The 25,147-nt window shown below is 63.2% G+C and carries 23 protein-coding genes; 14 read left to right on the top strand and 9 right to left on the bottom strand.

What is annotated here, in order from left to right; genetic code table 11:
* The first annotated feature begins 18 nt into the window (after positions 1–18).
* The 4 genes from csiR (at position 19) to PRJ_RS15135 (ending at position 4,271) form a co-directional block, all read left to right on the top strand.
* Positions 19–714, top strand: a complete 696-nt coding sequence (csiR, locus tag PRJ_RS15120; protein ID WP_010953810.1) for a DNA-binding transcriptional regulator CsiR — start codon at positions 19–21, stop codon at positions 712–714.
* A 74-nt stretch (positions 715–788) separates the two neighbouring features.
* Positions 789–1,469, top strand: coding sequence for a response regulator transcription factor (locus PRJ_RS15125; protein ID WP_010953809.1), 681 nt, complete (start codon positions 789–791; stop codon positions 1,467–1,469).
* Positions 1,447–2,838 (top strand): HAMP domain-containing sensor histidine kinase, encoded by a 1,392-nt coding sequence (locus PRJ_RS15130; protein WP_104961838.1) that lies wholly within the window; start codon positions 1,447–1,449, stop codon positions 2,836–2,838. Before PRJ_RS15125 ends, PRJ_RS15130 begins: the two co-directional genes overlap by 23 nt.
* A 227-nt stretch (positions 2,839–3,065) precedes the next feature.
* Positions 3,066–4,271, top strand: a complete 1,206-nt coding sequence (locus tag PRJ_RS15135) for an ISL3 family transposase (RefSeq protein ID WP_104960601.1) — start codon at positions 3,066–3,068, stop codon at positions 4,269–4,271.
* Between the two features lie 403 nt (positions 4,272–4,674).
* Here the strand turns inward: PRJ_RS15135 and cysS are convergent, their stop codons facing one another.
* Both cysS and PRJ_RS15150 read right to left on the bottom strand, forming a co-directional pair.
* Positions 4,675–6,057, bottom strand: coding sequence for a cysteine--tRNA ligase (gene cysS / locus PRJ_RS15145; RefSeq protein ID WP_104887522.1), 1,383 nt, complete (start codon positions 6,055–6,057; stop codon positions 4,675–4,677).
* Positions 6,058–6,066: 9 nt separating this feature from the next.
* Complete coding sequence (locus PRJ_RS15150) at positions 6,067–7,770, bottom strand: glutamine--tRNA ligase/YqeY domain fusion protein (RefSeq protein WP_010953806.1); 1,704 nt, start codon at positions 7,768–7,770, stop codon at positions 6,067–6,069.
* A 248-nt stretch (positions 7,771–8,018) separates the two neighbouring features.
* Here PRJ_RS15150 and PRJ_RS15155 point away from each other — a divergent pair, with 248 nt between their 5' ends.
* Together PRJ_RS15155 and PRJ_RS15160 are read left to right on the top strand one after the other, a co-directional pair.
* On the top strand, positions 8,019–8,519 hold the full coding sequence (locus tag PRJ_RS15155) for a peptidylprolyl isomerase (protein ID WP_010953805.1): 501 nt from the start codon (positions 8,019–8,021) through the stop codon (positions 8,517–8,519).
* Positions 8,516–9,238: a UDP-2,3-diacylglucosamine diphosphatase gene (locus PRJ_RS15160; RefSeq protein WP_012052537.1), complete on the top strand. Its 723-nt coding sequence runs from the start codon at positions 8,516–8,518 to the stop codon at positions 9,236–9,238. The genes PRJ_RS15155 and PRJ_RS15160 overlap by 4 nt, the downstream gene beginning before the upstream one ends.
* An 81-nt stretch (positions 9,239–9,319) precedes the next feature.
* Here the strand turns inward: PRJ_RS15160 and PRJ_RS15165 are convergent, their stop codons facing one another.
* Positions 9,320–11,632, bottom strand: a complete 2,313-nt coding sequence (locus tag PRJ_RS15165; protein WP_104961840.1) for an acylase — start codon at positions 11,630–11,632, stop codon at positions 9,320–9,322.
* A gap of 196 nt (positions 11,633–11,828) precedes the next feature.
* On the opposite strand from PRJ_RS15165, the gene PRJ_RS15170 reads away from it, so the two are divergent.
* A complete protein-coding gene (locus tag PRJ_RS15170) occupies positions 11,829–12,203 on the top strand; it encodes a hypothetical protein (protein ID WP_010953802.1) in 375 nt (124 codons plus the stop codon).
* Positions 12,204–12,239: 36 nt separating this feature from the next.
* Here PRJ_RS15170 and PRJ_RS15175 read toward each other — a convergent pair whose 3' ends face one another.
* Positions 12,240–12,428 carry a hypothetical protein gene (locus PRJ_RS15175; RefSeq protein WP_003248064.1) on the bottom strand — a complete coding sequence of 63 codons (189 nt, stop codon included), beginning with the start codon at positions 12,426–12,428 and terminating at the stop codon, positions 12,240–12,242.
* A 151-nt stretch (positions 12,429–12,579) separates the two neighbouring features.
* On the opposite strand from PRJ_RS15175, the gene PRJ_RS15180 reads away from it, so the two are divergent.
* From PRJ_RS15180 to PRJ_RS15195, 4 genes are all read left to right on the top strand, one after another.
* Positions 12,580–13,038 (top strand): hypothetical protein, encoded by a 459-nt coding sequence (locus PRJ_RS15180; RefSeq protein ID WP_012052540.1) that lies wholly within the window; start codon positions 12,580–12,582, stop codon positions 13,036–13,038.
* A 251-nt stretch (positions 13,039–13,289) separates the two neighbouring features.
* Positions 13,290–13,670: a Mor transcription activator family protein gene (locus PRJ_RS15185; RefSeq protein WP_010953799.1), complete on the top strand. Its 381-nt coding sequence runs from the start codon at positions 13,290–13,292 to the stop codon at positions 13,668–13,670.
* A 65-nt stretch (positions 13,671–13,735) separates the two neighbouring features.
* Positions 13,736–14,380, top strand: a complete 645-nt coding sequence (locus tag PRJ_RS15190; protein WP_104961841.1) for a DUF2589 domain-containing protein — start codon at positions 13,736–13,738, stop codon at positions 14,378–14,380.
* A gap of 75 nt (positions 14,381–14,455) precedes the next feature.
* Positions 14,456–15,010 carry a DUF2589 domain-containing protein gene (locus PRJ_RS15195; RefSeq protein ID WP_019437142.1) on the top strand — a complete coding sequence of 185 codons (555 nt, stop codon included), beginning with the start codon at positions 14,456–14,458 and terminating at the stop codon, positions 15,008–15,010.
* A 19-nt stretch (positions 15,011–15,029) separates the two neighbouring features.
* Here PRJ_RS15195 and PRJ_RS15200 read toward each other — a convergent pair whose 3' ends face one another.
* Genes PRJ_RS15200 through PRJ_RS15210 form a run of 3 tightly spaced genes read right to left on the bottom strand, consistent with a single transcriptional unit; the run spans position 15,030 to position 21,146 of the window.
* Complete coding sequence (locus tag PRJ_RS15200) at positions 15,030–18,704, bottom strand: translocation/assembly module TamB domain-containing protein (protein WP_104961842.1); 3,675 nt, start codon at positions 18,702–18,704, stop codon at positions 15,030–15,032.
* A complete protein-coding gene (locus PRJ_RS15205; RefSeq protein WP_104962883.1) occupies positions 18,701–20,443 on the bottom strand; it encodes an autotransporter assembly complex family protein in 1,743 nt (580 codons plus the stop codon). The genes PRJ_RS15200 and PRJ_RS15205 overlap by 4 nt, the downstream gene beginning before the upstream one ends.
* A gap of 52 nt (positions 20,444–20,495) precedes the next feature.
* Positions 20,496–21,146 carry an N-acetyltransferase gene (locus PRJ_RS15210; protein WP_004576713.1) on the bottom strand — a complete coding sequence of 217 codons (651 nt, stop codon included), beginning with the start codon at positions 21,144–21,146 and terminating at the stop codon, positions 20,496–20,498.
* 162 nt (positions 21,147–21,308) lie between these two features.
* Between PRJ_RS15210 and xthA the strand changes: the two genes are divergently transcribed.
* Complete coding sequence (gene xthA / locus PRJ_RS15215; protein ID WP_104961843.1) at positions 21,309–22,121, top strand: exodeoxyribonuclease III; 813 nt, start codon at positions 21,309–21,311, stop codon at positions 22,119–22,121.
* 40 nt (positions 22,122–22,161) lie between these two features.
* On the opposite strand, the gene PRJ_RS15220 is transcribed toward xthA, so the two are convergent.
* On the bottom strand, positions 22,162–22,914 hold the full coding sequence (locus PRJ_RS15220; RefSeq protein WP_104961844.1) for an anti-sigma factor: 753 nt from the start codon (positions 22,912–22,914) through the stop codon (positions 22,162–22,164).
* Entirely contained in the window at positions 22,911–23,432 is a 522-nt protein-coding gene (locus tag PRJ_RS15225; protein ID WP_019437145.1) for a sigma-70 family RNA polymerase sigma factor, read from the bottom strand. Before PRJ_RS15225 ends, PRJ_RS15220 begins: the two co-directional genes overlap by 4 nt.
* A 124-nt stretch (positions 23,433–23,556) precedes the next feature.
* On the opposite strand from PRJ_RS15225, the gene PRJ_RS15230 reads away from it, so the two are divergent.
* Positions 23,557–24,609 carry a catalase family peroxidase gene (locus PRJ_RS15230; protein WP_010953791.1) on the top strand — a complete coding sequence of 351 codons (1,053 nt, stop codon included), beginning with the start codon at positions 23,557–23,559 and terminating at the stop codon, positions 24,607–24,609.
* Positions 24,606–25,139, top strand: a complete 534-nt coding sequence (locus tag PRJ_RS15235; RefSeq protein WP_104961845.1) for a cytochrome b — start codon at positions 24,606–24,608, stop codon at positions 25,137–25,139. Before PRJ_RS15230 ends, PRJ_RS15235 begins: the two co-directional genes overlap by 4 nt.
* Positions 25,140–25,147: the final 8 nt, after the last annotated feature.

The raw sequence follows: 25,147 nt of genomic DNA on the forward strand, positions 1-25,147 counted from the left end.
GTTTTGAGGAACAGGATCTTGGAAGCGCTCGCCCCCCGACAAAACTCAGCATTCAGCGGGTATGAGAGGCTCAAGAAGGACATCATCCGCGGGGTGTTCAAGCCCGGTGAAAAGCTGTTGATGAGCACCCTCAAGGAACGCTACGACCTGGGTGTGGGCCCGCTGCGCGAAGCACTGTCGCAACTGGTGGCCGAGCACCTGGTCAACGCGATCAGCCAGAAAGGCTACCGGGTAGCGCCCATGTCGCTGGATGAGATGAACGACATCTACGACGCCCGCGCCAACCTGGAAGCGATGATCATTGCCTTGGCCATCGAGCGCGGCGATGACGCCTGGGAGGCGTCGGTGCTGGCCCACTCGCATACCTTGGCCAAGGTGGTGGAAGTAAAAACCCGCGAGCAGCGGCTGGATGTGTGGGACGAGCGGCACAAGGCGTTCCATACTGCCATTGCCTCGGGCTGCGGCTCCAAGCACCTGCTGCAGGCGCGCACCTACCTGTTCGACCAGGCCGAGCGCTACCGCCACCTGTGGCTGACGCAGACGGTGTTTTCCGAAGAGGCGCTGGCGCTCAAGCGCCAGGAGCATGCGGCACTGGTCGAGGTGATCCTTGCCCGGGATGCCAAAACCGCCAGCGCCATGATGCGCTCGCACCTGATGACACCGGTACCGATCATTGCGCAGATCATGCACGCCGAAGGCATCGGTGCCCGCTAGATGAATTTTTCTTAAATCGCCGGTTGTCTATTCTTTGGCACAATCAGATCTCCATTAGATGCCCAGGAACCAGCATGCCTCGCGTACTGACCATCGAAGACGACGCCGTCACCGGCCAGGAAATCGTCGCCGAACTGACCAGCCACGGTCTGGAAGTGGATTGGGCCGACAATGGCCGTGAAGGCCTGGCCAAAGCCATTGCGGGCGGCTACGACCTGATCACCCTGGACCGCATGCTGCCCGAGGTCGACGGCCTGACCATCGTCACCACCCTGCGCAACCTCAAGATCGCTACACCGATCCTGATGATCAGCGCCCTCTCCGACGTCGATGAGCGGGTGCGCGGCCTGCGTGCCGGCGGAGACGACTACCTGACCAAGCCGTTCGCCTCCGACGAAATGGCCGCGCGAGTCGAGGTATTGCTGCGCCGTAACAGCGTACCCACGACCCAGACCCGCTTGCAGGTTGCCGATCTGCAGCTGGACCTGATCAGCCACGAAGCGCGCCGCGGTGACAACACCCTCAACCTGTTGCCCACCGAGTACAAGCTGCTGGAGTACCTGATGCGCCACAGCGGCCAGGTGATCACGCGGATGATGATTTTCGAGGAAGTCTGGGGCTATCACTTCGACCCGGGCACCAACCTGATCGACGTGCACATCGGCCGCCTGCGCAAGAAGATCGACTCACCCGGCCAGTCGCCGCTGATCCGTACGGTACGGGGCTCCGGCTATGCCATTGCTGAACCCGTCTAAAGGCTGGAGTTCTTCTACCAGCCGCCTGCTGGCGCTGTACAGCTTTCTGTTCGTGGCCTGGAGCAGCATCCTCATGGGGGTGCTGTACTTCGAGGTCTCCAGCTACCTGAACAAACTCACCCGTCATTCCATGCTGCAGCGCCAGCACCTGTTCGCCCACATGAGCGGCAAGCAACTGGACGACGCCCTGATCGCCAGCCAGGCCTTCGAGGAGCGCAGCTTTGACGCCTACGGCCTGTTCGATAGCCAGCTCAACCCGATTGGCGGCACCGTGCGAGCCCTGCCCCCAGAGCTCAAACTGGATGGCAAGATCCATGAGCTGGAACGCTGCCTGGATGCCGACGACCCACGCATGCCCCGCGACAGCTGCGACGCGGTGGCAATCAAGGTACAGGATGGCCGGTGGCTGGTGCTGGTGCGTGACAATGGCTCGCTGTTCGTGGTTACCCGTATCATCCTGCACGCCCTGCTCTGGGGCATCTCGCTGACCCTGATCCCGGGTTTTGCCGGTTGGTACCTGCTACGGCGCAGGCCGCTCAAGCGTATACGGGCGATCCAGGCCCAGGCCGAACTGATTGTCGCCGGCGACCTGACCCACCGCCTGCCACTGTCGGCCCGCCGCGACGAGCTGGACATGCTTGCGGCGATCGTCAATGCCATGCTCGACCGTATCGAACGGCTGATGCATGAGGTCAAGGGGGTGTGCGACAACATTGCCCATGACCTGCGCACACCGCTGACCCGCCTGCGCGCCCAGCTGTACCGTATTCGCCAGCAAAGCGACGTGGATTCTGCGCAAGCCGAAGCGCTGGACCAGGCCATTGGCGAAACCGACACCTTGATGGCGCGCTTTCGCGGGTTGTTGCGCATCAGCGAGCTGGAAGACCGCCAGCGCCGCGCCGGCTTCATCCAGCTTGACCCGCATGAGCTGCTGGTAGAACTGCATGATTTTTACCTGCCATTGGCCGAGGATGGCGGCATTCAACTGCAATTGCACCAACCTGCGCAGCTACCGGCGTTGCACGGCGACCGCGAACTGCTGTTCGAGGCCTTGGCGAATCTGGTGGGCAACGCGATCAAGTTCACGCCCGAGGGTGGTCGGGTGCGCATCACCGCCACGCAGGATGACAGCGGCGTGCACATGGCGATCGAGGATAGCGGGCCTGGTATTCCCGAAGCCGAGCGCACGGCTGTACTGAAACGGTTCTATCGCAGCGATGAGGGCCACCGCCATGCCGGCTTCGGGCTGGGGTTGTCGATCGTGGCAGCGATCGTCGACCTGCATGGGTTCGGGCTGGAGATCGGCGAAAGCGAATTGGGTGGGGCCAGGCTGGTATTGCACTGCCCGCTTGCGGGTCTAGGCAAATAAAAGCTGGGGCCGCTTTGCGGCCCTTCGCGGGCACGCCCGCTCCCACAGGTTGGCGCGACATTTCAAGTGTGCGCTATCCCTGTGGGCCAGGCTGGTATTGCACTGCCCGCTTGCGGGTCTAGGTAAATAAAAGGTTCTTCACGGAATCCCGGGAAAGACAGAAACAAGAACGCCGGTTTGATGGATGATGTTCGTGCGAGCAAACACATCAACAAACCGGCGTTCTTGTGCACGATATTAATACGTTTCTGCCCTTTTGGGAGGGCTTTTCTGTCATTGCCATCAGGCCTGACGGCGACGATCTGCTGATCGACCTGATTCCGCAGCCCACTAGGTTCCCCACCTGCAGCGGCTGCCATCAGCCCAGCACCGCCATCCACGAATACTGCCAGCGTTCGATCCGTGATCTCCCCATTCTTGGCCATGCGGTACGGTTGAATGTGGAACTGCGGCGCGTTGGGTGTCGCGCATGCGGCAAGCGGATGGAGTCAGTCAGCTGGCTTGATCGCTATTCGCGTATGACCCAGCGCTTGGCCGAGGCCGTGATCCAGGCTTGCCAGCGGCTGCCTACCCTGCACGTCGCTGAGCTGTTTGACTTGCATTGGGACAGTGTGCGCTTGCTGGAGCGACGAGCTCTACAAGCCGCTCTAGAGAAGCTACCAAAGGCCCAGCCCAGGCGCCTGGTGATGGACGAGTTCGCCCTGTTCAAAGGCCATCGCTACGCCAGCGTGGTGCTGGACGCCGATACCCGCCGGGTTCTGTGGATTGGCGAAGGACGTAGCAGAGCGGCTGTCAGGCCCTTCTTTGAGGAGTTGGGGCCAGAAGGCTGTGCGCGGATCGAAGCAGTGGCGATGGACATGAACACCGCATTTGACCTGGAGGTACGCCAACACTGCCCTCAGGCACGCGTGGTCTACGACCTGTTTCATGTAGTCGCCAAGTATGGGCGCGAGGTGATTGACCGGGTACGGGTCGACGAAGCCAACCGTCTGCGCCATGACAAACCCGCGCGCAGGGTGATCAAGCAAGCACGCTGGCTACTGCTGCGTAATCCGGAAAATCTCAAGCGAAAAGATCAACAGGTGCACCTGAGGGATCTGCTGTCGGCTAACCAATCGCTGATGACGGTTTATCTGATGAAAGCAGAGTTAAAAGCGCTGTGGTCGCCCACCACCGCCTGGGGTTGGCGATCAGCCTGGAAGCAGTGGCTGCGTCTGGCTGATGAAAGCGCGATACCGGCACTGAAGCAGTTTGCTAAACGCCTGAAGGGATACTGGCGCGGCATCTTGAGCAGGGTGCGATGGCCGATGCATACGGGCCAGCTGGAAGGCATCAACAACCGGATCAAGGTGATCAAGCGGATGGCTTACGGTTACCGGGACAGCGAATTCTTTTTCATGAAGATCAAGAATGACTTTCCCGGCAATCCGTGAAGAACCAAATAAAAGCTGGGGCCGCTTTGCGGCCCTTCGCGGGCACGCCCGCTCCCACAGGTTGGCGCGACATTTCAAGTGTGCGCTATCCCTGTGGGCCAGGCTGGTATTGCACTGCCCGCTTGCGGGTCTAGGTAAATAAAAGCTGGGGCCGCTTTGCGGCCCTTCGCGGGCACGCCCGCTCCCACAGGATTGGCGCGACATTTCAAGTGTGCGCTATCCCTGTGGGCCAGGCTGGTATTGCACTGCCCGCTTGCGGGCCTAGGCAAATAAAAGCTGGGACCGCTTTGCGGCCCTTCGCGGGCATGCCCGCTCCCACAGGATTGGCGCGACATTTCAAGTGTGCGCTATCCCTGTGGGAGCGGGCGTGCCCGCGAAGGGCTGCAACGCAGCCCCAGTTACTTCAGTCAGCCAGACGCCAGGTAGTCGTGCCCTTGCTGTCTTCCAGCACTACACCCATGGCGGTCAGCTGATCGCGAATGCGGTCAGACTCAGCCCAGTTCTTGTCCGCACGCGCCTTCAGGCGCGCCTGGATCAAGCCCTCGACTTCAGCCGCATCGACCTTGCCTTCGGCACCAGCACGCAGGAAGTCATCGGCCTCCAGTTGCAGCACACCCAGCACATCACCCAGCTCGCGCAGTCGACCGGCCAGGCCAGCAGCGGCCTCCACGTCGCTGTCGCGCAGGCGGTTGATCTCGCGCACCAGGTCGAACAGGACGGCACAGGCTTCGGGGGTGCCGAAGTCGTCGTTCATCGCCACGCTGAAGCGCTCGACAAACGCTTCGCCACCCTTGGCCGCCACCCGTGGCAGGCCGCGCAGGGCGTGGTAGAAGCGCTCCAGCGCGCCCTTGGCGTCACGCAGGCTGTCTTCCGAGTAGTTGATCGCGCTGCGGTAGTGGCTGGCTACCAGCAGGTAGCGCACCACCTCCGGGTGGTACTTCTCGAGCACGTCGCGGATGGTGAAGAAGTTGTTCAACGACTTGGACATCTTCTCGCCGTTGATACGGATCATGCCGCAATGCATCCAGGCGTTGGCGTACTGCTTGCCAGTGGCCGCCTCGCTTTGGGCAATCTCGTTCTCGTGGTGCGGGAACTCCAGGTCGCTGCCGCCACCGTGAATGTCGAAGCTCTCGCCCAGGCAGCAGGTGGACATCACCGAGCATTCGATGTGCCAGCCCGGGCGACCCGGGCCCCATGGCGATTCCCAGCTCGGCTCGCCCGGCTTGACGCCCTTCCACAGGACGAAGTCGAGCGGGTCCTGCTTGGCTTCGTCGACCTCGATGCGTGCACCGATACGCAGGTCTTCGATCTTCTTGCGCGACAGCTTGCCGTAGCCGACGAACTTGCCAACCCGGTAGTACACGTCGCCATTGCCTGGCGCGTAGGCGTACCCCTTGTCGATCAACGTCTGGATCATCGCGTGCATGCCGGCGATATGGTCGGTGGCACGCGGCTCCTGGTCTGGCGGCAGAATGTTCAGGCGGCGCTCGTCTTCGTGCATCGCGTCGATCATGCGGGCAGTCAGGGCGTCGAAACTTTCGCCGTTCTCGTTGGCCCGGTTGATGATCTTGTCATCGATGTCGGTGATGTTGCGCACGTAGGTCAGCTCATAGCCACTCTTGCGCAGCCAGCGGGTGACCAGGTCGAAGGCCACCATGCTGCGGCCATGGCCCAGGTGGCAGTAGTCGTACACGGTCATGCCGCACACGTACATGCGCACCTTGTTGCCATCCAGCGGCTTGAAGGTTTCCTTCGCTTTGCTCAGGGTGTTGTAGATGGTAAGCACGGCGGTTCCTCAGCTGCCCCAGGAGTCACGCAGGGTGACAGTGCGGTTGAACACCGGGCGACCCGGCTGGCTGTCTTTCAGGTCGGCGCAGAAGTAGCCTTCGCGCTCGAACTGGAAACGGTCCTCGGGCTGCGCCTGGGCCAGCGACGGCTCGGCACGGCAACCGCTGAGCACTTGCAGCGAAGCAGGGTTGATGTTGTCCAGGAAGCTGCCGCCCTCCTCGGTCTTTTCTGGGTTCGGCGAGCGGAACAGGCGGTCGTACAGGCGCACTTCGCACTCGACGCTGCCCTCGGCCGGCACCCAGTGGATCACGCCCTTGACCTTGCGGCCTTCAGGGTTCTTGCCCAGGGTGTCGGGGTCGTACGAGCAACGCAGTTCGACGATGTTGCCGTCGGCGTCCTTGATCGCTTCGTCAGCACGAATCACGTAGCTGCCGCGCAGGCGCACTTCACCGGCCGGTTCCAGGCGCTTGTAGCCCTTCGGCGGTTCTTCCATGAAGTCGTCGCGGTCGATGTACAGCTCGCGGGAGAACGGCAGCACACGCACGCCCATGTCTTCCTTCGGGTGACGTGGCAGCTCAAGCTGCTCGACCTGGCCTTCCGGGTAGTTGGTGATGACCACCTTCAGCGGGCGCAGCACGCACATCGCGCGTGGCGCGGTGCGGTCCAGGTCGTCACGGATGCTGAACTCGAGCATCGACATGTCGACCACACCGTCGGAACGGTTGGTGCCGATCATTTCGCAGAAGTTGCGGATCGAAGCCGGCGTGTAGCCACGGCGACGGAAGCCGGACAGGGTCGACATGCGTGGGTCGTCCCAGGCGTCGACGTGCTTCTCGTCCACAAGCTGCTTGAGCTTGCGCTTGGAGGTAATGGTGTAGTTCAGGTTCAGGCGGCTGAACTCGTACTGGCGCGGGTGTGCCGGCACCGGCAGGTTGTCGAGGAACCAGTCGTACAGCGGACGATGCCCTTCGAACTCCAGGGTGCAGATCGAGTGGGTAATGCCCTCGATGGCATCCGACTGGCCGTGGGTGAAGTCGTAGTTGGGGTAGATGCACCACTTGTCGCCGGTCTGGTGGTGGTGAGCATGGCGAATGCGGTACAGGATAGGGTCGCGCAGGTTCATGTTTGGCGAGGCCATGTCGATCTTGGCCCGCAGCACACGCTCGCCGTCCTTGAACTCGCCGGCCTTCATGCGGGCGAACAGGTCGAGGTTTTCTTCCACGCTGCGCTCGCGGAACGGGCTGTTCTTGCCCGGCTCCTTGAGGTTGCCGCGGTATTCCTTGGCTTGCTCGGGCGTAAGGTCGCAGACGTAGGCCTTGCCGCGCTTGATCAGCTCGACCGCCCAGTCGTGCAGCTGGTCGAAGTAGTCGGAGGCGTAACGCACGTCGCCGCCCCACTCGAAGCCCAGCCATTTGACATCGCTCTGGATGGCGTCGATGTACTCCTGGTCTTCCTTGGCCGGGTTGGTATCGTCGAAACGCAGGTGGCAGACGCCGCCGAATTCCTTGGCCAGGCCGAAGTTGACGCAGATCGACTTGGCGTGGCCGATGTGCAGGTAACCATTGGGCTCCGGCGGGAAACGGGTGACGATGCTGCTGTGCTTGCCCGAGTCCAGGTCGGCCTGGATGATCGGCCGCAGGAAGTTCGCAGGGACAGCGGGGGCGCCTTTGGCAGCGGCGTTGGGCGCGTTGTCGGCAGTGGGCTTGCTCATAGGATCCTTGAATGCGTGTGTCCAGCCTGGGTAGGCCGATTGAATCAAAGGGCCTATCATAGCCGAAGCAGTCAAGCTGCTGACAGCCGCGCCCGGACAAACTGATGTGATTTATCACGGCTTTTTGCCGCAGCCTGGCAAAATGGCCAGTGCGCGCCATGTGTCGCGATCGCCTGATCCTGCGTCTGGTGATAACCCGCGCCCTGCGCACCCTAATTTCTGATTGCCTTGAAAGAGCGAGTTTCAGCATGTCCAAAGTCAAACTGAGCACCAACCACGGCGACATCGTCCTGCAACTGGACGCCGAGAAAGCGCCGCTGACTACCGAAAACTTCGTTCAGTACGTCAAGGACGGCCACTACAATGGCACCGTATTCCACCGTGTGATCAAAGGCTTCATGATCCAGGGCGGCGGCTTCGAGGCCGGCATGAGCCAGAAGAAAACCCGCGCCAGCATCCAGAACGAAGCCGACAACGGTCTGAAGAACAAGAAGTACAGCATTGCCATGGCCCGTACCATGGAGCCGCACTCCGCCTCGGCGCAGTTCTTCATCAATGCCTCCGACAACGACTTCCTCAACCACAGCGGCAAGAACGTGCAAGGCTGGGGTTATGCCGTATTCGGTGAAGTGATCGAAGGCCGTGAAGTGGTCGACGCCATCGAAAAAGTGGCCACCGGTTCCAAAGCTGGCCACCAGGACGTACCAAAGGACGACGTGATCATCGAGAAAGCCGAGATCATTGAGTGATTCTGCTGATCTCTGATCTGCACCTGCAAGAAGAACGCCCGGATATTTCCCGGGCGTTTCTTGATCTGCTAGACGGCCGCGCCCGCCACGCCAAGGCCCTGTACATCCTTGGTGACTTCTTCGAAGCGTGGATTGGCGACGATGCCATGACGCCCTTCCAGCAGTCGATCTGCCAGGCCATGCGCCGGCTGAGCGACAGTGGCACGGCCATCTACCTGATGCATGGCAACCGTGACTTCCTGATTGGCCAGGCCTTCTGCGATGCCGCTGGCTGCACCTTGTTGAGCGACCCCAGCGTGATCGAGCTGGGCGGTGAACAGGTGCTGCTGATGCACGGCGACACCCTGTGCACCCGCGACCTGGGCTACATGAAGATGCGCCGCCTGCTGCGCAATCCGCTGAGCTTGTGGATCCTGCGCCACCTGCCGCTGTCGGCCCGCTACAAGCTGGCCCGCAAGCTGCGCAGCGAAAGCCGCACGCAAGTGCGGATGAAGTCCACCGAAATCGTCGACGTCACGCCGGAAGAAGTCCCCAAGGTGATGGCGGCGCATGGCGTGCGCACCCTGGTGCATGGCCATACCCATCGGCCGGCGATTCACAAGCTGGTGGTCGACGGCCAACCGGCACGGCGTATCGTGCTGGGCGACTGGGATCGCCGCGGTTGGGCCTTGCAGGTTGACGAGCAGGGCTTTCAGTTGGCGCCGTTCGAGTTTTCCTGACATTACAGGGTCTCGCGGGCAAGCCCGCAGGCCCCTGTAGGAGCGGGTTTACCCGCGAATGGGCCGGCGCAGGCTGACGCCTCAGGGCTGGCTGACTACCGCCCCCTTGTCCCGCTCACTGATCACCACTTCCCGGTACTCAGGGTCTGCCTTGATCTGCGCCTCGGTAAACGGGATCAGCGCCAGTTGCTTGGCCGCAAAGGCCTTGGTCTGGTCACTGGCATGCGCCGAAGCCTTCTCACTCGACTGGGAAAACGCAAGCAGGCCACGGGCTTCTGGCCCCTTGTCGGTGAAGCTGACCAGTTGCAGGTAGCTGGTCCCGCTCACCACCAGCCGCTTGCCCTGCCCGTGCGGCACGCTGTAGATCGCGTTGTACACCCCTAGCGCCTGCGGGCCGCCCGGTACCGGCGTGCCATCAAGGGCCTGTTGCACCTGCCCCCAGCGTGCCGCCTCGGCAACGCCGCTTTCACTGACCTGCTTGAGCGACGCCAGTGCTGCCTGATGAACCAGCCTGCTTACCGCCGCCTGCTCGACAGCCAGGCCGCGCGGGGTGTGCTGCGGGTCGGCCGGATTGAATGCCACTCGCCAGCTTTCCGGGTGCTCGGCCAGCGCATTGAACAGGTTCTGGAAGTGCACCAGGCCCATACCACTGTCGAGGTCGGCCTTGCCGTTCCAGGCGGCCAGGCTGCTGCACACGGCCTGCACATCTGCGCTGGCGCCCTTGCACCATTGCAGCAGGTCTGGCAACACCAGGCTGGCCAGGTACACCTCGTCATCGGTGACCATGCGCTGCAATTCATCTACACCTAACCGGGCTTTGCCCTGTAGGCGTTGCAAGGCAAAGCGGCCACGCATGCCCAGTGGTTGGTCATTGCGGCTGACCAGTGGCGAGTAGCCGGTCAGCGGCTGCGCCGGGTTGGCCATCCAGGCCGGGTCGTTGGAGTTCTGTACGAAGTCTTCACGCTCCAGGCTTGGCAGCAGCCGCGCCGGGAAGATGCCCGGTTGCGCCGCCTGCGCGTCAACCTTCCACTGGCATGCGCTACGCGAGCCATCCAGCACCACCAGGCGCCCTTGCGCCCGCGGGTTGCTGCAGGTATCCAACAGTTGCTGGTCAACATAGGGCACTACCGACTGGTTCAGGTACAAGGCCCGACCTCCCTGATCCACGGCCAGCGTGTTGACCCAAGGGATACCTTGCAACTGCTCGACCGATCCCTTCAATGCCGCCAGGCTGTCGGCTCGGTTGATCTGGTACCACTGCTGCAACACCCGCGAGTTCTCAAGGTTGGCGTCTCGCACGCTGTAGGCTGCCTGCGCGTCCCAGTCCAGGCGGCCTGGCCATTGCACCACCGGGCCGAACTGCGAACTGTAGACCTGCCGCTCAATCTGGCTCAGGCTGCCATCCGTGCCTTTGACCGCGACACGGATGGTTTGCCGGGCCATCGGCAGCGACTTGCCATCGAGCACATAGCGGGTCGGGTCTTTGGGGTCGAGTTGCAGGCGGTAGAGCGTGAAGTGCTTGGAGGTGTCGACGGTGTGCGTCCACGCCAGGTGCTGGTTGAAACCGATGTTGACCACCGGCAGGCCCGGTAGCGCCGCGCCCATCACATCAAGCTGGCCGGGAATGGTCAGTTGCATCTGGTAGAAGCGCATGCCGCCCATCCACGGGAAGTGCGGGTTGGCCAGCAACAGGCCGCGGCCATTGGCTGAGCGCTGCGCGCCTACTGCCACCGCATTGCTGCCACGCTCCGCGGCGAACCGCTCCTGCCGGGCCAGCGCGGTGGCAAAGCCCGCTGACGATTGCTGACGGGCCAGCGTTGGCGGTTGCGCCCCTGCCAACGCCTCGACGAACTGCCCGACACCGCCCTCGGCCAGTAAACGGCGGGTCAGTTTGACCAGATCCTGGCTGCTGATGGGGCGCACCCACTCACCATCACCACACTCGGCGGGCAGCCCTTGACGACGGCGCTCGACCAACGCCCGGTTGTAGCCGCTGGCATAACCCGCCAGCAAAGCCTGCACCGGCGCGGGTTGCGCCTGCAGGAAGGCATCGACCGCCGCTGGGCTATTGAGCCAGGTGAAGAACAGGTCGCTGGCCAGGTTGTCACGCTGCTCCAGGGTCTGGCCCTCGGCGCCGAAATAACGTGAGCGCTCACCGCTCACGGTCAGCACTTCATTGGCGAGCAGGCATAGGTTGTCCTGGGCGTAGGCATAGCCGACGCCATAGCCCAGACCACGCTCATCCTTGGCCACGATATGCGGTACGCCGTAACGGGTGTAACGGATCTGGGCACTGGCGTCGGCTGGCGCGGGCTGCGCCTGCACACCGACGCTGAAGGCCACCAGGGCAGCGGCCAGGCCGGCGCAGGTCATGGGACGGCAAAGTGAAAACACGGGCACTCCTCGGGTTCGGGGGTCATCCCGATCAGACGAATGGCCAGATGAATATTTTACGTATTACAAGGCGATGGAGCGTCTTGATGAGAAACAGGCATTTTTTTCACGAATGGGTTGCAGTTTTTGCGTGCTCATTCGTCCTAGTAAGTGAGCCACCCACATTTCGGGTTCGTCCACGAAAAGGAGCATTCGCATGTACAACCCGCAAACCTCGGTCCAGGCCGGGCGCGTCCCAGGCAAAACGTCCAAGGGACAGGACGTGTTTGCCGAAGAACGAATCGGCAACGAACAGATCCGCGAGCTGTTGCGCACCTTCGGCCTGCGCACCAGCCTGATCCGCCTCAAGGTTATCGACGCCTTGCACGCCGCCGACCGCAATGGCCGCAGTATTGGCGTGCGCGGGGTGCACGCACAACTGGAACAACTGGATATCCCGCTGTCGTTCCTCAGTGTGCGTGAAGTGCTCAAGCGCCTGTGCACCGAAGGCGTCATACAACTGGGTAGCGACAAGTGCTACAGGCTCAACCCCCAGGCGCGCGCCGTACTGGAGCAAACACCCTCGCGCTGAGCGCATGGCCGGCCATACCTGGCCGGCCCGCGCAGATCAGGGCTTGACCTTGCGCCGCAGAATGCCGTTGATCACCACGACCACCACGGCAATGGCGATGGCCAGCATCTGGAAGGTCTGCTCACTGATCGTGCCCTGCTTCTGCAGGTGGGACAGGCCCAGCATCAGGCCCAGTACCACCAGGATGATCAGAAGTGAATATTTGAGGCGCTGCACGTGTGTCATCGAATGTTCCTTGCAACATCAGGGGCAAATGGCTCGCAACGAGCCGCGGCAATGATACAACGGTCACCGCCCCCGGCGCTGGATTTCCTGCTGGGTGGGGTGACGTCAGCCTGAAAGCATGGGGCTTCCTAGCACCCACGCCGGAGGCACCATGTACAAACCCCTGTTGTTCGCATCGCTGTTACTGACCCCGCTCTCCCTTCATGCACTGGACACCCAGCAGACGCCGACCGAGCACCTGCTCGAACTGGGCCGCGAGTTGGCCACCCATGCCGGTGCCAGCCAATGGCAACAACTGTGGCAACGCGTACGCCAGGCCGGCTACCTGCAGACCGACGCCGCACCGGTACATTTCAGCGTGCCCACAGCCCGCTTGCCCGACCTGGCCCGACAAACGCTGGCGCAGGCCGACCAGGCACAGCCACTGAATCAGACCCAGGTACTGTACCGCCGCCATTTTGCCGACCAGGTCATCGGCCAGCGCAACGGCCAGCCGTTGCACGCGCTGTGCCTGCTGGTCGATTGGCGCACGTTGCCGCCGGGCATGCGCGCCACCCCTCAAGCCTATCTGGGTAGCGCCAGTTTGCTGAGCAGCTACCCGTGCGATTGAGGGGTGCTGTACCCACTGCGCATCATCGCGAGCGCCCCGACAGGAAACCAAGAGGCGCAGCCAGATGTCCACGCCATTTCCTACAGCGCCAGATATCGCTGCCTGCAAATCCTGTTCACCGAAGCTACAACCCCCAACCCATATGCCGCCTAGCGACGCGCCTCGGCTGTCGCACAGAATTTGCTCACACCTTCGACACAACGCCGCGGGTGATCGGGTCGCACATCCCATCCACCCCGAAGGAGCGCCATATGCAAATGCCAGATTTGAGCCAGATCGATATCAGCCAACTGCCCCACTCGCTGCAGGCCCTGATCGACTGTATCGGCATCGAAAACGCCTACCAGCTGACCTGCGCCTACGGCGGCAGGCCCAAGTACATCCCCAAGCACCGCGAGCGCACCAAGCTCGCTGACGTGCTGCCGGCCGAAGCGCTTGACGCACTGATCAAGCGCTTTGCCGGGGTCGCCCTGGAGATCCCCAAGGCTGACCACTTTCTGCGTCAGCTGCGCAACCAGCAGATCCAGAAGGAAAGCGCCAACGGTTTGTCCCGCAGCCTGCTGGCCAACAAGTACGGCCTGAGCCTGCGGCAGATCGGCAACATCCGGCGCCAGGAGCTTTGCGAGCGCTGACGCCCGAACACCTTGGCAGCTATTCGCGGCTGCCTTAACCCACTAAATAGAGCGAGCTTCCCGATATGTCGTTAGATAACAGCCTTATAGGCTCCGTGATCAATGCCCTGCCGATGGACCGCATGATCGCCGGTCCCTTGCAGGCCATGGTCCAGGCGCAGGTAACCGCCAGCAAATCGTACGCCGACTTCCTGATGCAGGTATGCGTCCAGGATGGCAAGGCAGTGGCCATCCAGTTCGACTACGACGAAACCATCGTCGACGAACAGGGCGAATACAAAGGCGTGGTCAGCAAGACCATGAAAGTGCCGCTGATGGCGGCCATTACCCACCCGAACATTTCCATCGAAGAGGGCAATGTAGAGTTCGAGCTGGTTATCAACCAGATGTCGGAAGATGTTTCCAGCAAGGACATGAATGCAGAAGTTACCGGCTCACTGGGATGGGGGCCGTTCAGGCTGAACGTGAAAGGCAGTGTGAGCCACAAATCCACGCAAACCCGCAAAACAGATACCCGCGCCCGCTATGCCTTCAACACGACCCTGAAGCGTCAGGAACCGCCCGAAGCGATGATGAGGGTAATCGAGTTCCTCACTGATGCCGCGACCAAGCCAACCGTTGTCCGAACCGCCGAGTTGGAAAGCCCGGACGAAATATCCCAGGCGGATACCTTGAAACGGCCCGCGCCTGCGAACCTGGCGACCCCGTAAGACACTGGCACTTGACCCGACAGCCCCTCCTGCCGGTAGTGGGAGGGGCACACCCTGGCCTGAGGAGTCGAATCATTGCAAAAGCCCCCCGCCCCCATGACCTCCATTGACCTGCGTGAAATTACCCGTGGCCTGCAAGAAGCCGCCAGTGCCACCAACAGCCTGATTGCCCAGCAGTACATCAACCTGTTCGACCAGTTTTTCGAGTGCGACACCGAGGCGCTGGGCGCCCCCATGAAAGCCAAGATGGTCGAGGTGGCCATGGATGGGCAGCACATCATGCGCGTCCCCCTGTTTGCGCTGGTGTCACCGAAAGGCCTGGCCCTTGAGCGCATGCAGGTCGACCTGTCGGTAAGGGTCAAAGGCACCGAGGCGCAGCAGGCACTGCTGACCGCAAGCGAGAGCAAGGCCGCGAGCTTCAAGGTCACCATTGGCGGCCAAGGCCGTCAGGGCGAAAACCGCGATCCGGACGAAGTGCAGATCCGCATGCAGTTCCAGGCAAGCGAACCGCCAGAGGCCCTGAACCGGTTGATCGAGGAATACACCAACCTGATCGTCCCGGTACGCGCCACCCCCCCACCGCCCTCACCCGACACCAACGAGTTCATCGAGGCGGCCACCGTCCGTTGATGGCCGCCACGCTGCGGGCCTAGAAGTCGCGCTTGTAGAAGATGTCCAGTGAGCTTGCCAGCCCACTGGCGGCCTCGAGGTAGACCTTCTTGCTCAGCTTGTAACGCAACGCGATCGTGTTGGCCGGTTCGAACACGCCCACCCCGTAACGAAGGCTGAGCTTCTCGGTGATGTTACCGCTGGCGACCACGCTGGTGCTGTTGCCAGAACCTTCGGTATCCAGTTGAAAGTCATCGATCCCCAGGCTCGACGCCAGGCTGCCGGTAATGCCGGCGCTCCCGGCAAGGCCCAGGCCCAGCGCCGCCTCGGCGAGCATGTTGTTATCTTCGCCGGTATTGCCCAATGGCCGGCCCAAGACCAGGTACGAAAGCGCCTGCTCCTGGCTCATGGCCGGCTCCGAGAACACTTTGGTCGTCGGCTGCTCGGCGCTGCCGCTCAGGCGGATACCGGCTATTACATCGTCAACCTTGCGGATCGCTTCGATGTCCAGATACGGCTGGTCGATCGGGCCGGCGAACAGCAGACGCGCCCGGCGGATGGTGAGGCGCTGGCCGTAGGCACGGTAGCGGCCGTCTGCCAGGCTCAGTTCGCCACGGGTATCGAGGTTATCACCGATGTGCACATGACCCAGCAGGTTGGCAGTCAGCCCGAAGCCGCTGAACGACAGCTTGTCGCGGCCGACTTCAACATCGATGTCCATGGCCATGGCCATGGGGGGTTTGCCTTCCTCGGTCTGATGACCGACGATTACCGTGTCATCCGACACCTTGACCGTGGACGGCGGCAGCTCACGTACAGTGATCTTGCCCTTGGGTACCTGCACCTTGCCGGTCACCGCCAGCTTGTCATCGATCAAGCGCAAGGTCAGGTCCGGGGCAACTTCCAGTGTGGCGTAGGGCTCGATCGCGACCGGCAGTTGCTGGCCTTGCAGACGCACGTCCATGCCCAGTGCCTGCCCCCAGGTGAGGTTACCGCTCAACTGGCCACGTCCCGCCTCGCCACTGCGCCAATTGCCGTTGAGCTGCACCTGCTCGCCGGCAATCAGCGCCTGCAATGACAGGTCCTGAAGGCTGGCCGGCAGCTCGGCGCCACTGACTTCGCCACCGCTGAGCATCAGGTTGCCGTTGACCTGAGGTGCCAGCAAGGTGCCTGAAAGCCGACCACTGCCATTGAGCTGCCCCGCCAGGCGTTCGACCATGGGCACGAATGGGCGGGCCACCGACAGGTCCAACCCGGCCAGGCGGAAATCACCCGACAACGGTTTGTTCTTGCCCAGCGGATCGAGCCGGGCGTTGACGTTCAGCTCACCCAGGCGCTCACCGCGAAACGCCAGGCGCGTATCGATACGCCGCGGTGCCAGCGTACTGTCCAGCCGCAGGGTCTGATAAGGGAAATCGATCCAGCGGCCTTTGTCGCGCACGCGCAGGGTGCCGCCACTGGCATCGACAACGACAGTGCCCTTGGGGCCGCTGGCCGGGATGTCCAGGTTGATGTCGGCATTGAGCAGGCCTTGCCAGGCAAAGTCCTTCGGCAGCCACTGGGCCAGGCTGCCCAGCGGGAACTGCTTGAGGTGGTAGCGCAGGCGCGGTTCGGGGGCCAGCCGCTGGTCGTCGCCACACAGGCTTGCCTGGCCGGAGCGCCAGCAGTGGGCCCCGAAGTCGAGCTGGCCGCTGGCCAGCCGCTGCAGGCGTGCAGGCGCCTGCAACTGCCAGTCCTGGCCACCGGCCTGGATTCGGCCAGTGGCCAGTCGGCCGCGCCAGTCACCTTTGTTCAACTGACCATCCAGGCCAAGGTCGAGCTTGAGCTGCGGGCCGTCCAGCGCCAGGGTCAAGGCCTGTTGGCGAATGTCGCCCTTGCCGTTGGCCTGCAACGTGCCCAAGGCTGTGTCACCCAGGTGGATACCGGTTGCCTTGAGCTCGACTACACCGCGTTGGGCGTTGTCCAGGCGGGCATCCAGGTCCAACTGCTGCAGGCGGTTTTCGGCCTGGGCCAAGCGCTGGCCCTGCAGGGTGAGCGTACCTTGCGGGGCCTGCAAGGTGCCGGCGACATCCAGCCGGCCCTTGACCCGGCCTTGTAGCCTCGGCCACAGCTGGCCCAGGCGCGGCAAGTCAAGGTCGATTCGCCCAGCCAGGCGCTGTTGCAAGCTGCCACTGCCGTTGATGCGGTTGTCACCCAGCTGGATGGCCAGTGTGCCCAGGGTCCAGTTTTGCCCCGCCCCCTGGGCTTCGGCCTTGAGCATGGCTGGCTGGCCACGCAGGCGGCCCTTGAGGTCAAGCTGGGCATCCAGGGTAAGCGTATCGCCTTTCAGTTCGCCTTTGCTGCGCAGTGGCCCCGCCAGGGTACCCGGCAGTTCGGCCAGCCAATAGGCCGGGTCGAGCGCGGAGAGCTGCAGGTCGACATCCCAGGCCAGGGTGTCGGCAAAACGTACGGCGACACTGCCGGCTGCCTTGCCTTGGCCGGCGGTCAGCGCCAACTGTGGCAGTTTCACCTGGGTGAGGTCACCTTCGAACGGGCTGGCGATGCTGAACGCTCCCGCCGGGCCGTCCAGGTCCCCCGTGAAAGTCCCCTGGTAATTGCCATCGCGATAATGCACCTGGGTATTGAAGCGCTTGAGGGTGACTTCGGGCGGGGTCTCCAGTGGGTACAGGCGCAACCACGGGAAGTCCTGCCAGTCCAGCTGCGCATCGGCGCTCAGGCCTTGCTGCCAGTCAGCCGTGGCTTGCAGCTTGACCCGTTGGCTGTCGCTGGCGGTCAGGTCCAGGGCATCGAGCCTGGCGCCTTTGCTGTCGACCAGACCGGACAGGAGCAAGGCGATCGGTGACTGCTCGGCCGGCAGGCTGGCCTTGCCGGACAGTTTATAGCCATCGAGCAGATCGCCCTTGGCATCGAGCTCGAGCGCGTTCAATTGCAGGGTGTCAGGCAACGCACTAGCCGGCTTGAACGCCTCGGAGCGGATGTGCAAGGTCGCCGGCAGGTGCTCGGCCAGTGCCTGCAACTGCCCGCTCACTGTGGCATCGAGGTAACCACTGCTGGTGCCGGCGAGTTCCAACGTCTTCTGCAATTGGCCATTGGCCGTCAGTGCCAGTTGCCAGGGTTTTTCGTCTACCGCAGGCAACTGCAATTGCGCCTGTAGTTTTACCGGCCAGTCGCCTTCGGGTTGCAGGTCGCCCTGTAGGCTCAATTGCAGGTCGTCGCGCAGCAGCCGCAGGCTGTCGATGCGTATCCCGCTGTTGGTCCAGTGCGCAGCCAGTTGCAAATCGCCAAGCAGATCGCTGCCATCCAGGCGAAGCTGCCCGACCTTGACCTCGCCCAGTTCGATGGCCAGCGGCAAGCGCAGGGTCGGCAATTGCAGCGGGGCGCTCTCGGTGGGTTCGGTGCTTGGCGCAAAGGCCATGTCAATGCGGTCTGCCTGCAACCGGTCAATGCACAAGGTCGCGCGCAGCAAGCAGGCAGGCGACCAGGCCAGCGACGGCGCCAGCATCTCTACCGTGCTGCCGCCGTCGGCCCAAGTCAGCCGGCTGGCCTGCCAACTGCCCGCCAGGCGACCCTGGAAGTCGGCCACTTCAAGCCCGGGCACCTTGCCCAGTACCCAGCGGCTGCCGGCCTGGGTACCCAGCAGCAAGCCGAGCACCAGGCCCACGCTCGCGACGCCCCCCAACAGGCCCAGTGAAGTAAATTTGATTACGCGTTTCACAGCTCGGGCCCCATGGAAAAGTGCAGGCGAATGCCCCCTTCGTCATCCAGCGCCTTGGCCAGGTCCAGGCGCAGCGGCCCGACCGGCGATACCCAGCGCACACCAAAGCCGACACCGGTCTTGAGGCTGGGCAGCTCCAGGTCGTTGAACGAGTTGCCTTGGTCGACGAACGTCGCGACCCGCCATTTTTCGGTCAGCGAATACTGGTACTCGACACTGCCTGCCACCAGGTAGCGCCCGCCAATACGGTCACCGTCGCTGTTCTTCGGCGACAGGGTCTGGTAGTCGTAACCGCGCACACTCTGGTCGCCACCCGCGAAGAAACGCAGCGACGGCGGAATGTTGTTCTTGAAGCCATTGGTCGCACTGCCACCAAACTGTACGCGCCCGAGAAAGCGGTGGTTGTGGCCGAGCGTGGTAAGGCCTTTGAGCAATACGTTGCCGTGCAGCAGGTTGGTGTCGGAAACCAGCCCTTCCTTGGCACCTTGAACATCGAACTGCAGGCGATAGCCGTTGTGCGGATCGATACGGTTGTCACTGCGCAGGAAGGAATAGCTGACGCCTGGCATCAGCAGGTTGCTCAAACCGGAGTCGTCACCCAGGCGATATTCTTCGCGTTGGTACTTGAGCGAAATCACCCGCTGCCAGCCACTGGGCAGCTTGCTGTGCCACTCGGGGCCGACCGTCAACAGCTTGCTGAGCGTGTCGGTGCCGGCAAGCTCCTCGTTCTGGTAGCCACCGGCAAAGCGCAGCTTGTCGGTCAGCGGCGGATCAAGCGGAATGTCATACCACAGGCCGACGTTCTGGCGCGGGGCCGACAGTTCGGTTTCCCAGCCATAGCTGTGGCCTTGTGGGTTGACCCAGTGGCGGGTCCAGTTGGCCTTGCCGCGCGGCCCGACGTCGGTCGAGAAGCCCAGGCCAAGGCCCATGGTGCGTGGTTTACGGGTTTCCAGGTGAACATCCACCGGGACTTCTTCACCCACAGCAGCAGTGGGCGCCGCATCCACGCGCACGCCTTCGAAATAGCCGCTCGATTGCAGGTCGTTGTTCAGCTCTGCGACCAGTTCCGAGTCGTAAGGGGTACCCGGCTTGAACGACACCATGCGCTGCAGCAGGTCCTCGTCCAGCGGTGTGTCGCCACCGAAGGTGACGGCGCCCAGGCGATAACGCGGGCCACTCTGGTAGACCAGTTCGATATCCGCCACACCGGCTTGCGGGTCGACGGCCAGGCGCTGGCTACTGAAGCGCCCACTGAAGAAGCCATAGCGCGACGCCTGGTTCTGGATCAACCGCTTGGCATCCTCGTAATGGCCGTGATTGAGTTGTTCACCCGCCCGCAGCGCCTTGCTGTCAGGCACGCGGAAGGCCTTCATCTCGCTGGCTGGGCCCTCGATGCGCACGGTCACGTTGCGCAGGCGAATCGGTTCGCCCGGGTTGATGCTGATGATCAGTTGTGGGGGATGGTCTGCGTCGCTGGCGGGCTTGACCTCGGTATCGATCTGCGCCTGATAGTAGCCAAGTGCCTGCGCCGCTTTGCGCGCCTGCTCCTCTGCCCCGCGACTGAAGCGCAAAAGTGCTTCTTCGTCGCGGTCACCCAATGTGCCTATATAGCCTTCGACATTGGCCTTGAGCGCCTTGTTGGCCGGCTTCACCTTCACCAACAACTCGCTCTGGCCCCATGCTGCGAAACTGGCGACCCAGAAAACCAGGCCCCAGGTCAATCTTCCTGAATACGTCATGCGGCGCATGCTACCAGAGCCGGGCGCTCAAGGGAGCCGCCTGGCGGCCTGTTCAGGCAAAAGCGGGTTTTGAAGAGACTGGATTAGGATGAAAGAACACCCTCTCTCGGATCGGTCCTACAGCTACTTCGCCAATTTCCTCATAACCCTGACGCTGGTAAAAAGCCAGGTAGTGCTCGTTACCGGTGTCCAGCACCACCCCTTGGGTGCCTGGGTCTTCCGCGCACCAGTCGTGCACGGCTTGTAACAATTGCTCGCCGTAATGCTTGCCCTGAAATTGCGGATGCACCCCCAGCAAAGGCAGCACATGCACCTGGTCAGTGGGCAGACAGCTGGCCAACGCAGCCTGGTAGTCCATGTAGCGCCGCGTACAGCGCAGGCCGGTACCCAGCATCATGCGCAGGCGCCAGGCCCAGCTGTCGGCCACGCCCAGCCGGCGCTGCGGCGGCACGATCAGGGCCAGGGCAATCAGGCGGTCCTCGACCAGCAGGCCAATGGCGGGCAGTTGCAGGTAGAAGTGCTGGCGCACCCATTCGCGCACCATCACCCGCAGGCGCCGCTCATACCCCGGGCGTTGGGCTTCGAAGATATAGGCGAAGGTGGGCTCGTGGCGGTAGGCGTTGTACAGCAGCGAACGTGCCTCGCGGCTGTAACCATCGTCGAGCAGGCAGACACGGGCCGGGGCGGCTGTGGTTTCGGGCATTGCGAAAAGACCTCCTGGAATGGGCGTTCAGTGCCTTGGAGGTGCCCCAGCGCGCTTCGTTCACCCCCAACAGCACGTTAGCAGCAGGCTCGCCTGGCCGCCATGCTGGTGATGCAGGTCGATGTCGGCTAGCATCGCGCCTTTTACCGGGATTGTCTTTCCATGAAGATCGTCTGTTTCAACATCAACGGCCTGCGGGCCCGCCCGCATCAGCTGGCGGCGCTGATCGAAAAGCACCAGCCGGACGTGATCGGCCTGCAGGAAACCAAGGTCAGCGACGATCAGTTCCCGCTGGCCGACGTGCAGGCACTGGGTTACCACGTGCACTACCATGGCCAGAAAGGCCACTACGGCGTGGCCCTGCTGTCGCGCCAGGCGCCGCTGAGCCTGCACAAGGGCTTTGCCACCGACGAAGAAGATGCCCAGCGCCGCTTCATCTGGGGTACCTTCGCCGATGCTGACGGCAGCCCGATCACCATCATGAACGGCTATTTCCCCCAGGGTGAAAGCCGCGACCACCCCACCAAGTTCCCAGCCAAGCAGCGCTTCTACAGTGACCTGCAGGCACTGCTGGAAAGCCAGTTCCGCAACGACCATCCAGTGCTGGTGATGGGCGACATGAACATCTCGCCGCAAGACTGTGATATCGGCATCGGTCCGGACAACGCCAAACGCTGGCTGAAGACCGGCAAGTGCAGCTTCCTGCCGGAAGAGCGTGAGTTGATGGAACGTTTGAAAGGCTGGGGGTTGGTAGACAGCTTCCGCCACCTGTACCCGGACGTGACCGACCGTTTCAGCTGGTTCGACTACCGAAGCCGCGGCTTCGAGGACGAGCCCAAGCGCGGCCTGCGCATCGACCTGATCATGGCCTCACAGCCGCTGGTGCCGCGCATCAAGGCAGCGGGCGTGGACTATGAGCTGCGCGGGATGGAAAAACCGTCGGACCATGCGCCGATCTGGCTGGAGTTGAGCTGACTCTGGTGACGGGCCCAAGGTGCACGCCTTGGGCCCACACTCACAACCCCAGCCTCAACGCCTCCCCCACCCCTGCCCCACGCACATCGTCCGCCGCGCTGACCAGGGCAAAGTTATAAGCCCCATGCGACCAGTACCGCGCCTCCAGTTGGCCATCGACCCGCTGCCCGTCCGGCATGCGCCGATAAAGGTTGCCCGGCGAGCGCAGGAACAGGCTGATGCGCTGGCCCTTGCCATCTTCGAACACCAGTAATGCAGCCGGCCCCTGCTCGTTGCTGAGCAAGCGCGCGCCCACCGGTTTGAAGCCATACCCCGCCAGGTCCGGTAACTGGCCCACCCGGCTGAAATGGCGGCCCAGCCAGTCGCGCAACTGCCCAGGATCACTGGCCTGGATATCCAGTGCTTCACTGCCGGCGAACAGACGGTGCGCCTGAACAGCATCAGCCATGGGCAGGTCGACCCGCGCCAGGGTTGCATCGCGCACTTGCCAGCCGCCCAAGCCCCCCACACCCAACGCCAGCATCACTACCGCCGCCGCAGCCCAGCGCCGCTGCCGACGCTGGCGCAATTGCCGACGCAACTGGCCAAGGTCCAGCTGCGCCGCACCGGGCAGCTCGCCCAACCCGGCCAGCGCTGTGCGCAGCCTTCGGGCATCGGCGCGCCAGCCTTCCACACGTGCCGCAGCTTGCGGGTTGGCCGCCAGCCAGGCCTGCACCTCGGCCCGGCGCACAGGTTCCAGGCGCTCATCGACGTAAGCGTGCAATTCATCATCGCTGGGGATCAGGCGCGTCATTTCAGTCTCCGCAAGGCCGGGGGTTGGGGGTTGCCCTCGGTCAGTTCGCGCAAGGCATTGCGCGCGCGCGACAGGCGCGACATCACAGTGCCGATGGGGATGCCCAAGGCCTGGGCGGCCTCCTTGTAACTCAAGCCTTCGATGCTGACCAGCAACAACAAGGCACGCTGCTCCGCCGTCAGCCGGGCAAACGCCTGCAGGTCGGCCTGTGCCAGGACGATGGTTTCGAGGTTGTCACCAGCCGGCTCATCGTCGTGCTCGTTACGGCCGAACCAGGACAACCAGCGCGCATGCAGTCGCTCGCGGCGCTTACCGTCGAGGAACTGTCGATAAAGTATGGTGAACAGCCAGGCACGCAGGGCATCGGCGTCCCGTTGCTGGTCGCGACGGCTCAGGGCCCGCTCGACCGTAGCCTGCACCAGGTCGTCGGCGCTGCCCGGCTCGCGGGTCAGCCACACGGCAAAGCGGCGCAGGCGGGCCAGCAGCTCGCGCCACTGGTGGTCGTCCAAATCATGCATGGCTAGGTCCCGGCCTCTGGGGTTGTCAGTGTAAAGGGCAGACGCCTGTGAACAAATTCTATTCCCGATGAGGGAATAACTTTTTCTCTGACACGTCGTACTGGCACCTTCACTGAACCGGACGATGACCATGAACACACCCTTGCACGGCCCGGCCAAAGCCTTGCGCCTGGCCGCCATTGGCGGCGTGCTGCTGGCCGCAGGTGCCGGCTTTGCCTATGCCGCTGGCTGGCTCGGCGCCCCCCGACTTACGCCACAGCGCATTATCGACACCTTCGAAGCCCAGGCCGGGCATTACCCAGGCTACCGCAAGAACCACGCCAAGGGCTTGTGCGTGAGCGGCTACTTCCAGGCCAGCGGGCAGGCCGCCAACCTGTCCACGGCGCGCGCCTTCAGCCAGCAACGGGTGCCGGTGGTTGGCCGTTTTGCCATCGGCGGTGCCAACCCGTTCGCCCCGGATACGGGTATACCCGTACGCAGCCTGGCGATTGAGCTGAGCACCGACGACGGCCAGGTCTGGCGGACGGGCATGAACAACCCTCCGGTGCTGGCAGTCAGCACGCCGCAAGCGTTCTACCAGCAAGTACTGGCGAGTGCACCAGACCCAGCGACCGGCAAACCGGACCCTGGCAAGCTGCAGGCGTTCTTCGCCGCCCACCCGGAAAGCGCGGCGTTTCGCCAATGGGCGGCGGGTTACAAACCCAGCGACAGCTTCGCCAACACGCAATACCACAGTATCAATGCCTTCCGCCTGATCGACGCAGCTGGCGCGGCGCATCCGGTGCGTTGGCAGCTCGAGCCACAAACTGCATTTGCAGCATTGCCCGCGCAAGTTGATGACAAGCAATTCCTGCAACACGACTTGCAGCAGCGCCTTGCCCAAGGCCCGTTGCGCTGGACGCTGCGCCTGGTACTGGCCGAACCAGGCGATGCCGTGGACGACCCTGCACGGCCGTGGCCCGCCGAGCGGCGCAGCGTGGACGCCGGCACTCTGGTGCTGGAACAGGTCGACGCCCCCGAGCAAGGGGCCTGCCGCGACCTCAACTTCGACCCGCTGATCCTGCCGCGCGGTATAGAGGCGTCGGCCGACCCGATCCTCGCCGCCCGCTCGGCCGCCTATTCGGAATCGTTCAACCGCCGTAGCCGCGAATCGCTCAGCACCGGAGCCAAGCCATGAAACCTCAAGCCTTCCACCCTTTCGCCCGCTTGTTGCACTGGCTGATGGCCGTGCTGATTCTGGCCATGCTGTTCATCGGCGTGAGCATGGTCGCCGACCTGTCGCTACGCCACCCGGTGCTGATCAGCCTGCACAAGGCCACCGGGCTGGCCCTGCTGGTGCTGGTGGTACTGCGCATCGCTGTGCGCCTGACCCTACCTCACCCGCCCCTGCCGAACGACCTGCCAAAACTGCAGCGCTGGGCCGCCGGAGCCTCGCATCTGCTGCTCTATGGCCTGATGCTGGCCATGCCGCTGCTGGGCTGGGCCATGCTGTCGGCAGGCGATTACCCGCGCCCGCTCGGCTTGCCCGCCATCGCCCCCCACAACCTGCAGCTATATGCCGTGTTGCGCCAGGCCCATGGCTGGGCCGGCTACCTGCTGTTTGCCACGGTGCTGGTACATGTGGGGGCAGCCTTGATGCATGCGTGGGTGCGCCGGGACGGTGTGCTGCGTAGCATGTGGCCTGGCCCCTTGCGCCGCAGCGAATGAACGGCAGC

This window comes from Pseudomonas sp. XWY-1, assembly GCF_002953115.1.
Lineage (GTDB): Bacteria > Pseudomonadota > Gammaproteobacteria > Pseudomonadales > Pseudomonadaceae > Aquipseudomonas > Aquipseudomonas alloputida.

Coding starts and splice junctions, on each gene's coding strand:
- PRJ_RS15225 (WP_019437145.1), bottom strand. CDS start 23,432: ATGCATGATTTGGACGACCACCAGTGGCGCGAGCTGCTGGCCCGCCTG.
- PRJ_RS15190 (WP_104961841.1), top strand. CDS start 13,736: ATGTCGTTAGATAACAGCCTTATAGGCTCCGTGATCAATGCCCTGCCG.
- PRJ_RS15230 (WP_010953791.1), top strand. CDS start 23,557: ATGACCATGAACACACCCTTGCACGGCCCGGCCAAAGCCTTGCGCCTG.
- PRJ_RS15180 (WP_012052540.1), top strand. CDS start 12,580: ATGTACAAACCCCTGTTGTTCGCATCGCTGTTACTGACCCCGCTCTCC.
- PRJ_RS15155 (WP_010953805.1), top strand. CDS start 8,019: ATGTCCAAAGTCAAACTGAGCACCAACCACGGCGACATCGTCCTGCAA.
- PRJ_RS15205 (WP_104962883.1), bottom strand. CDS start 20,443: ATGACGTATTCAGGAAGATTGACCTGGGGCCTGGTTTTCTGGGTCGCC.
- PRJ_RS15130 (WP_104961838.1), top strand. CDS start 1,447: ATGCCATTGCTGAACCCGTCTAAAGGCTGGAGTTCTTCTACCAGCCGC.
- PRJ_RS15170 (WP_010953802.1), top strand. CDS start 11,829: ATGTACAACCCGCAAACCTCGGTCCAGGCCGGGCGCGTCCCAGGCAAA.
- PRJ_RS15185 (WP_010953799.1), top strand. CDS start 13,290: ATGCAAATGCCAGATTTGAGCCAGATCGATATCAGCCAACTGCCCCAC.
- PRJ_RS15210 (WP_004576713.1), bottom strand. CDS start 21,146: ATGCCCGAAACCACAGCCGCCCCGGCCCGTGTCTGCCTGCTCGACGAT.
- PRJ_RS15150 (WP_010953806.1), bottom strand. CDS start 7,770: ATGAGCAAGCCCACTGCCGACAACGCGCCCAACGCCGCTGCCAAAGGC.
- PRJ_RS15220 (WP_104961844.1), bottom strand. CDS start 22,914: ATGACGCGCCTGATCCCCAGCGATGATGAATTGCACGCTTACGTCGAT.
- PRJ_RS15125 (WP_010953809.1), top strand. CDS start 789: ATGCCTCGCGTACTGACCATCGAAGACGACGCCGTCACCGGCCAGGAA.
- xthA (WP_104961843.1), top strand. CDS start 21,309: ATGAAGATCGTCTGTTTCAACATCAACGGCCTGCGGGCCCGCCCGCAT.
- PRJ_RS15235 (WP_104961845.1), top strand. CDS start 24,606: ATGAAACCTCAAGCCTTCCACCCTTTCGCCCGCTTGTTGCACTGGCTG.
- PRJ_RS15175 (WP_003248064.1), bottom strand. CDS start 12,428: ATGACACACGTGCAGCGCCTCAAATATTCACTTCTGATCATCCTGGTG.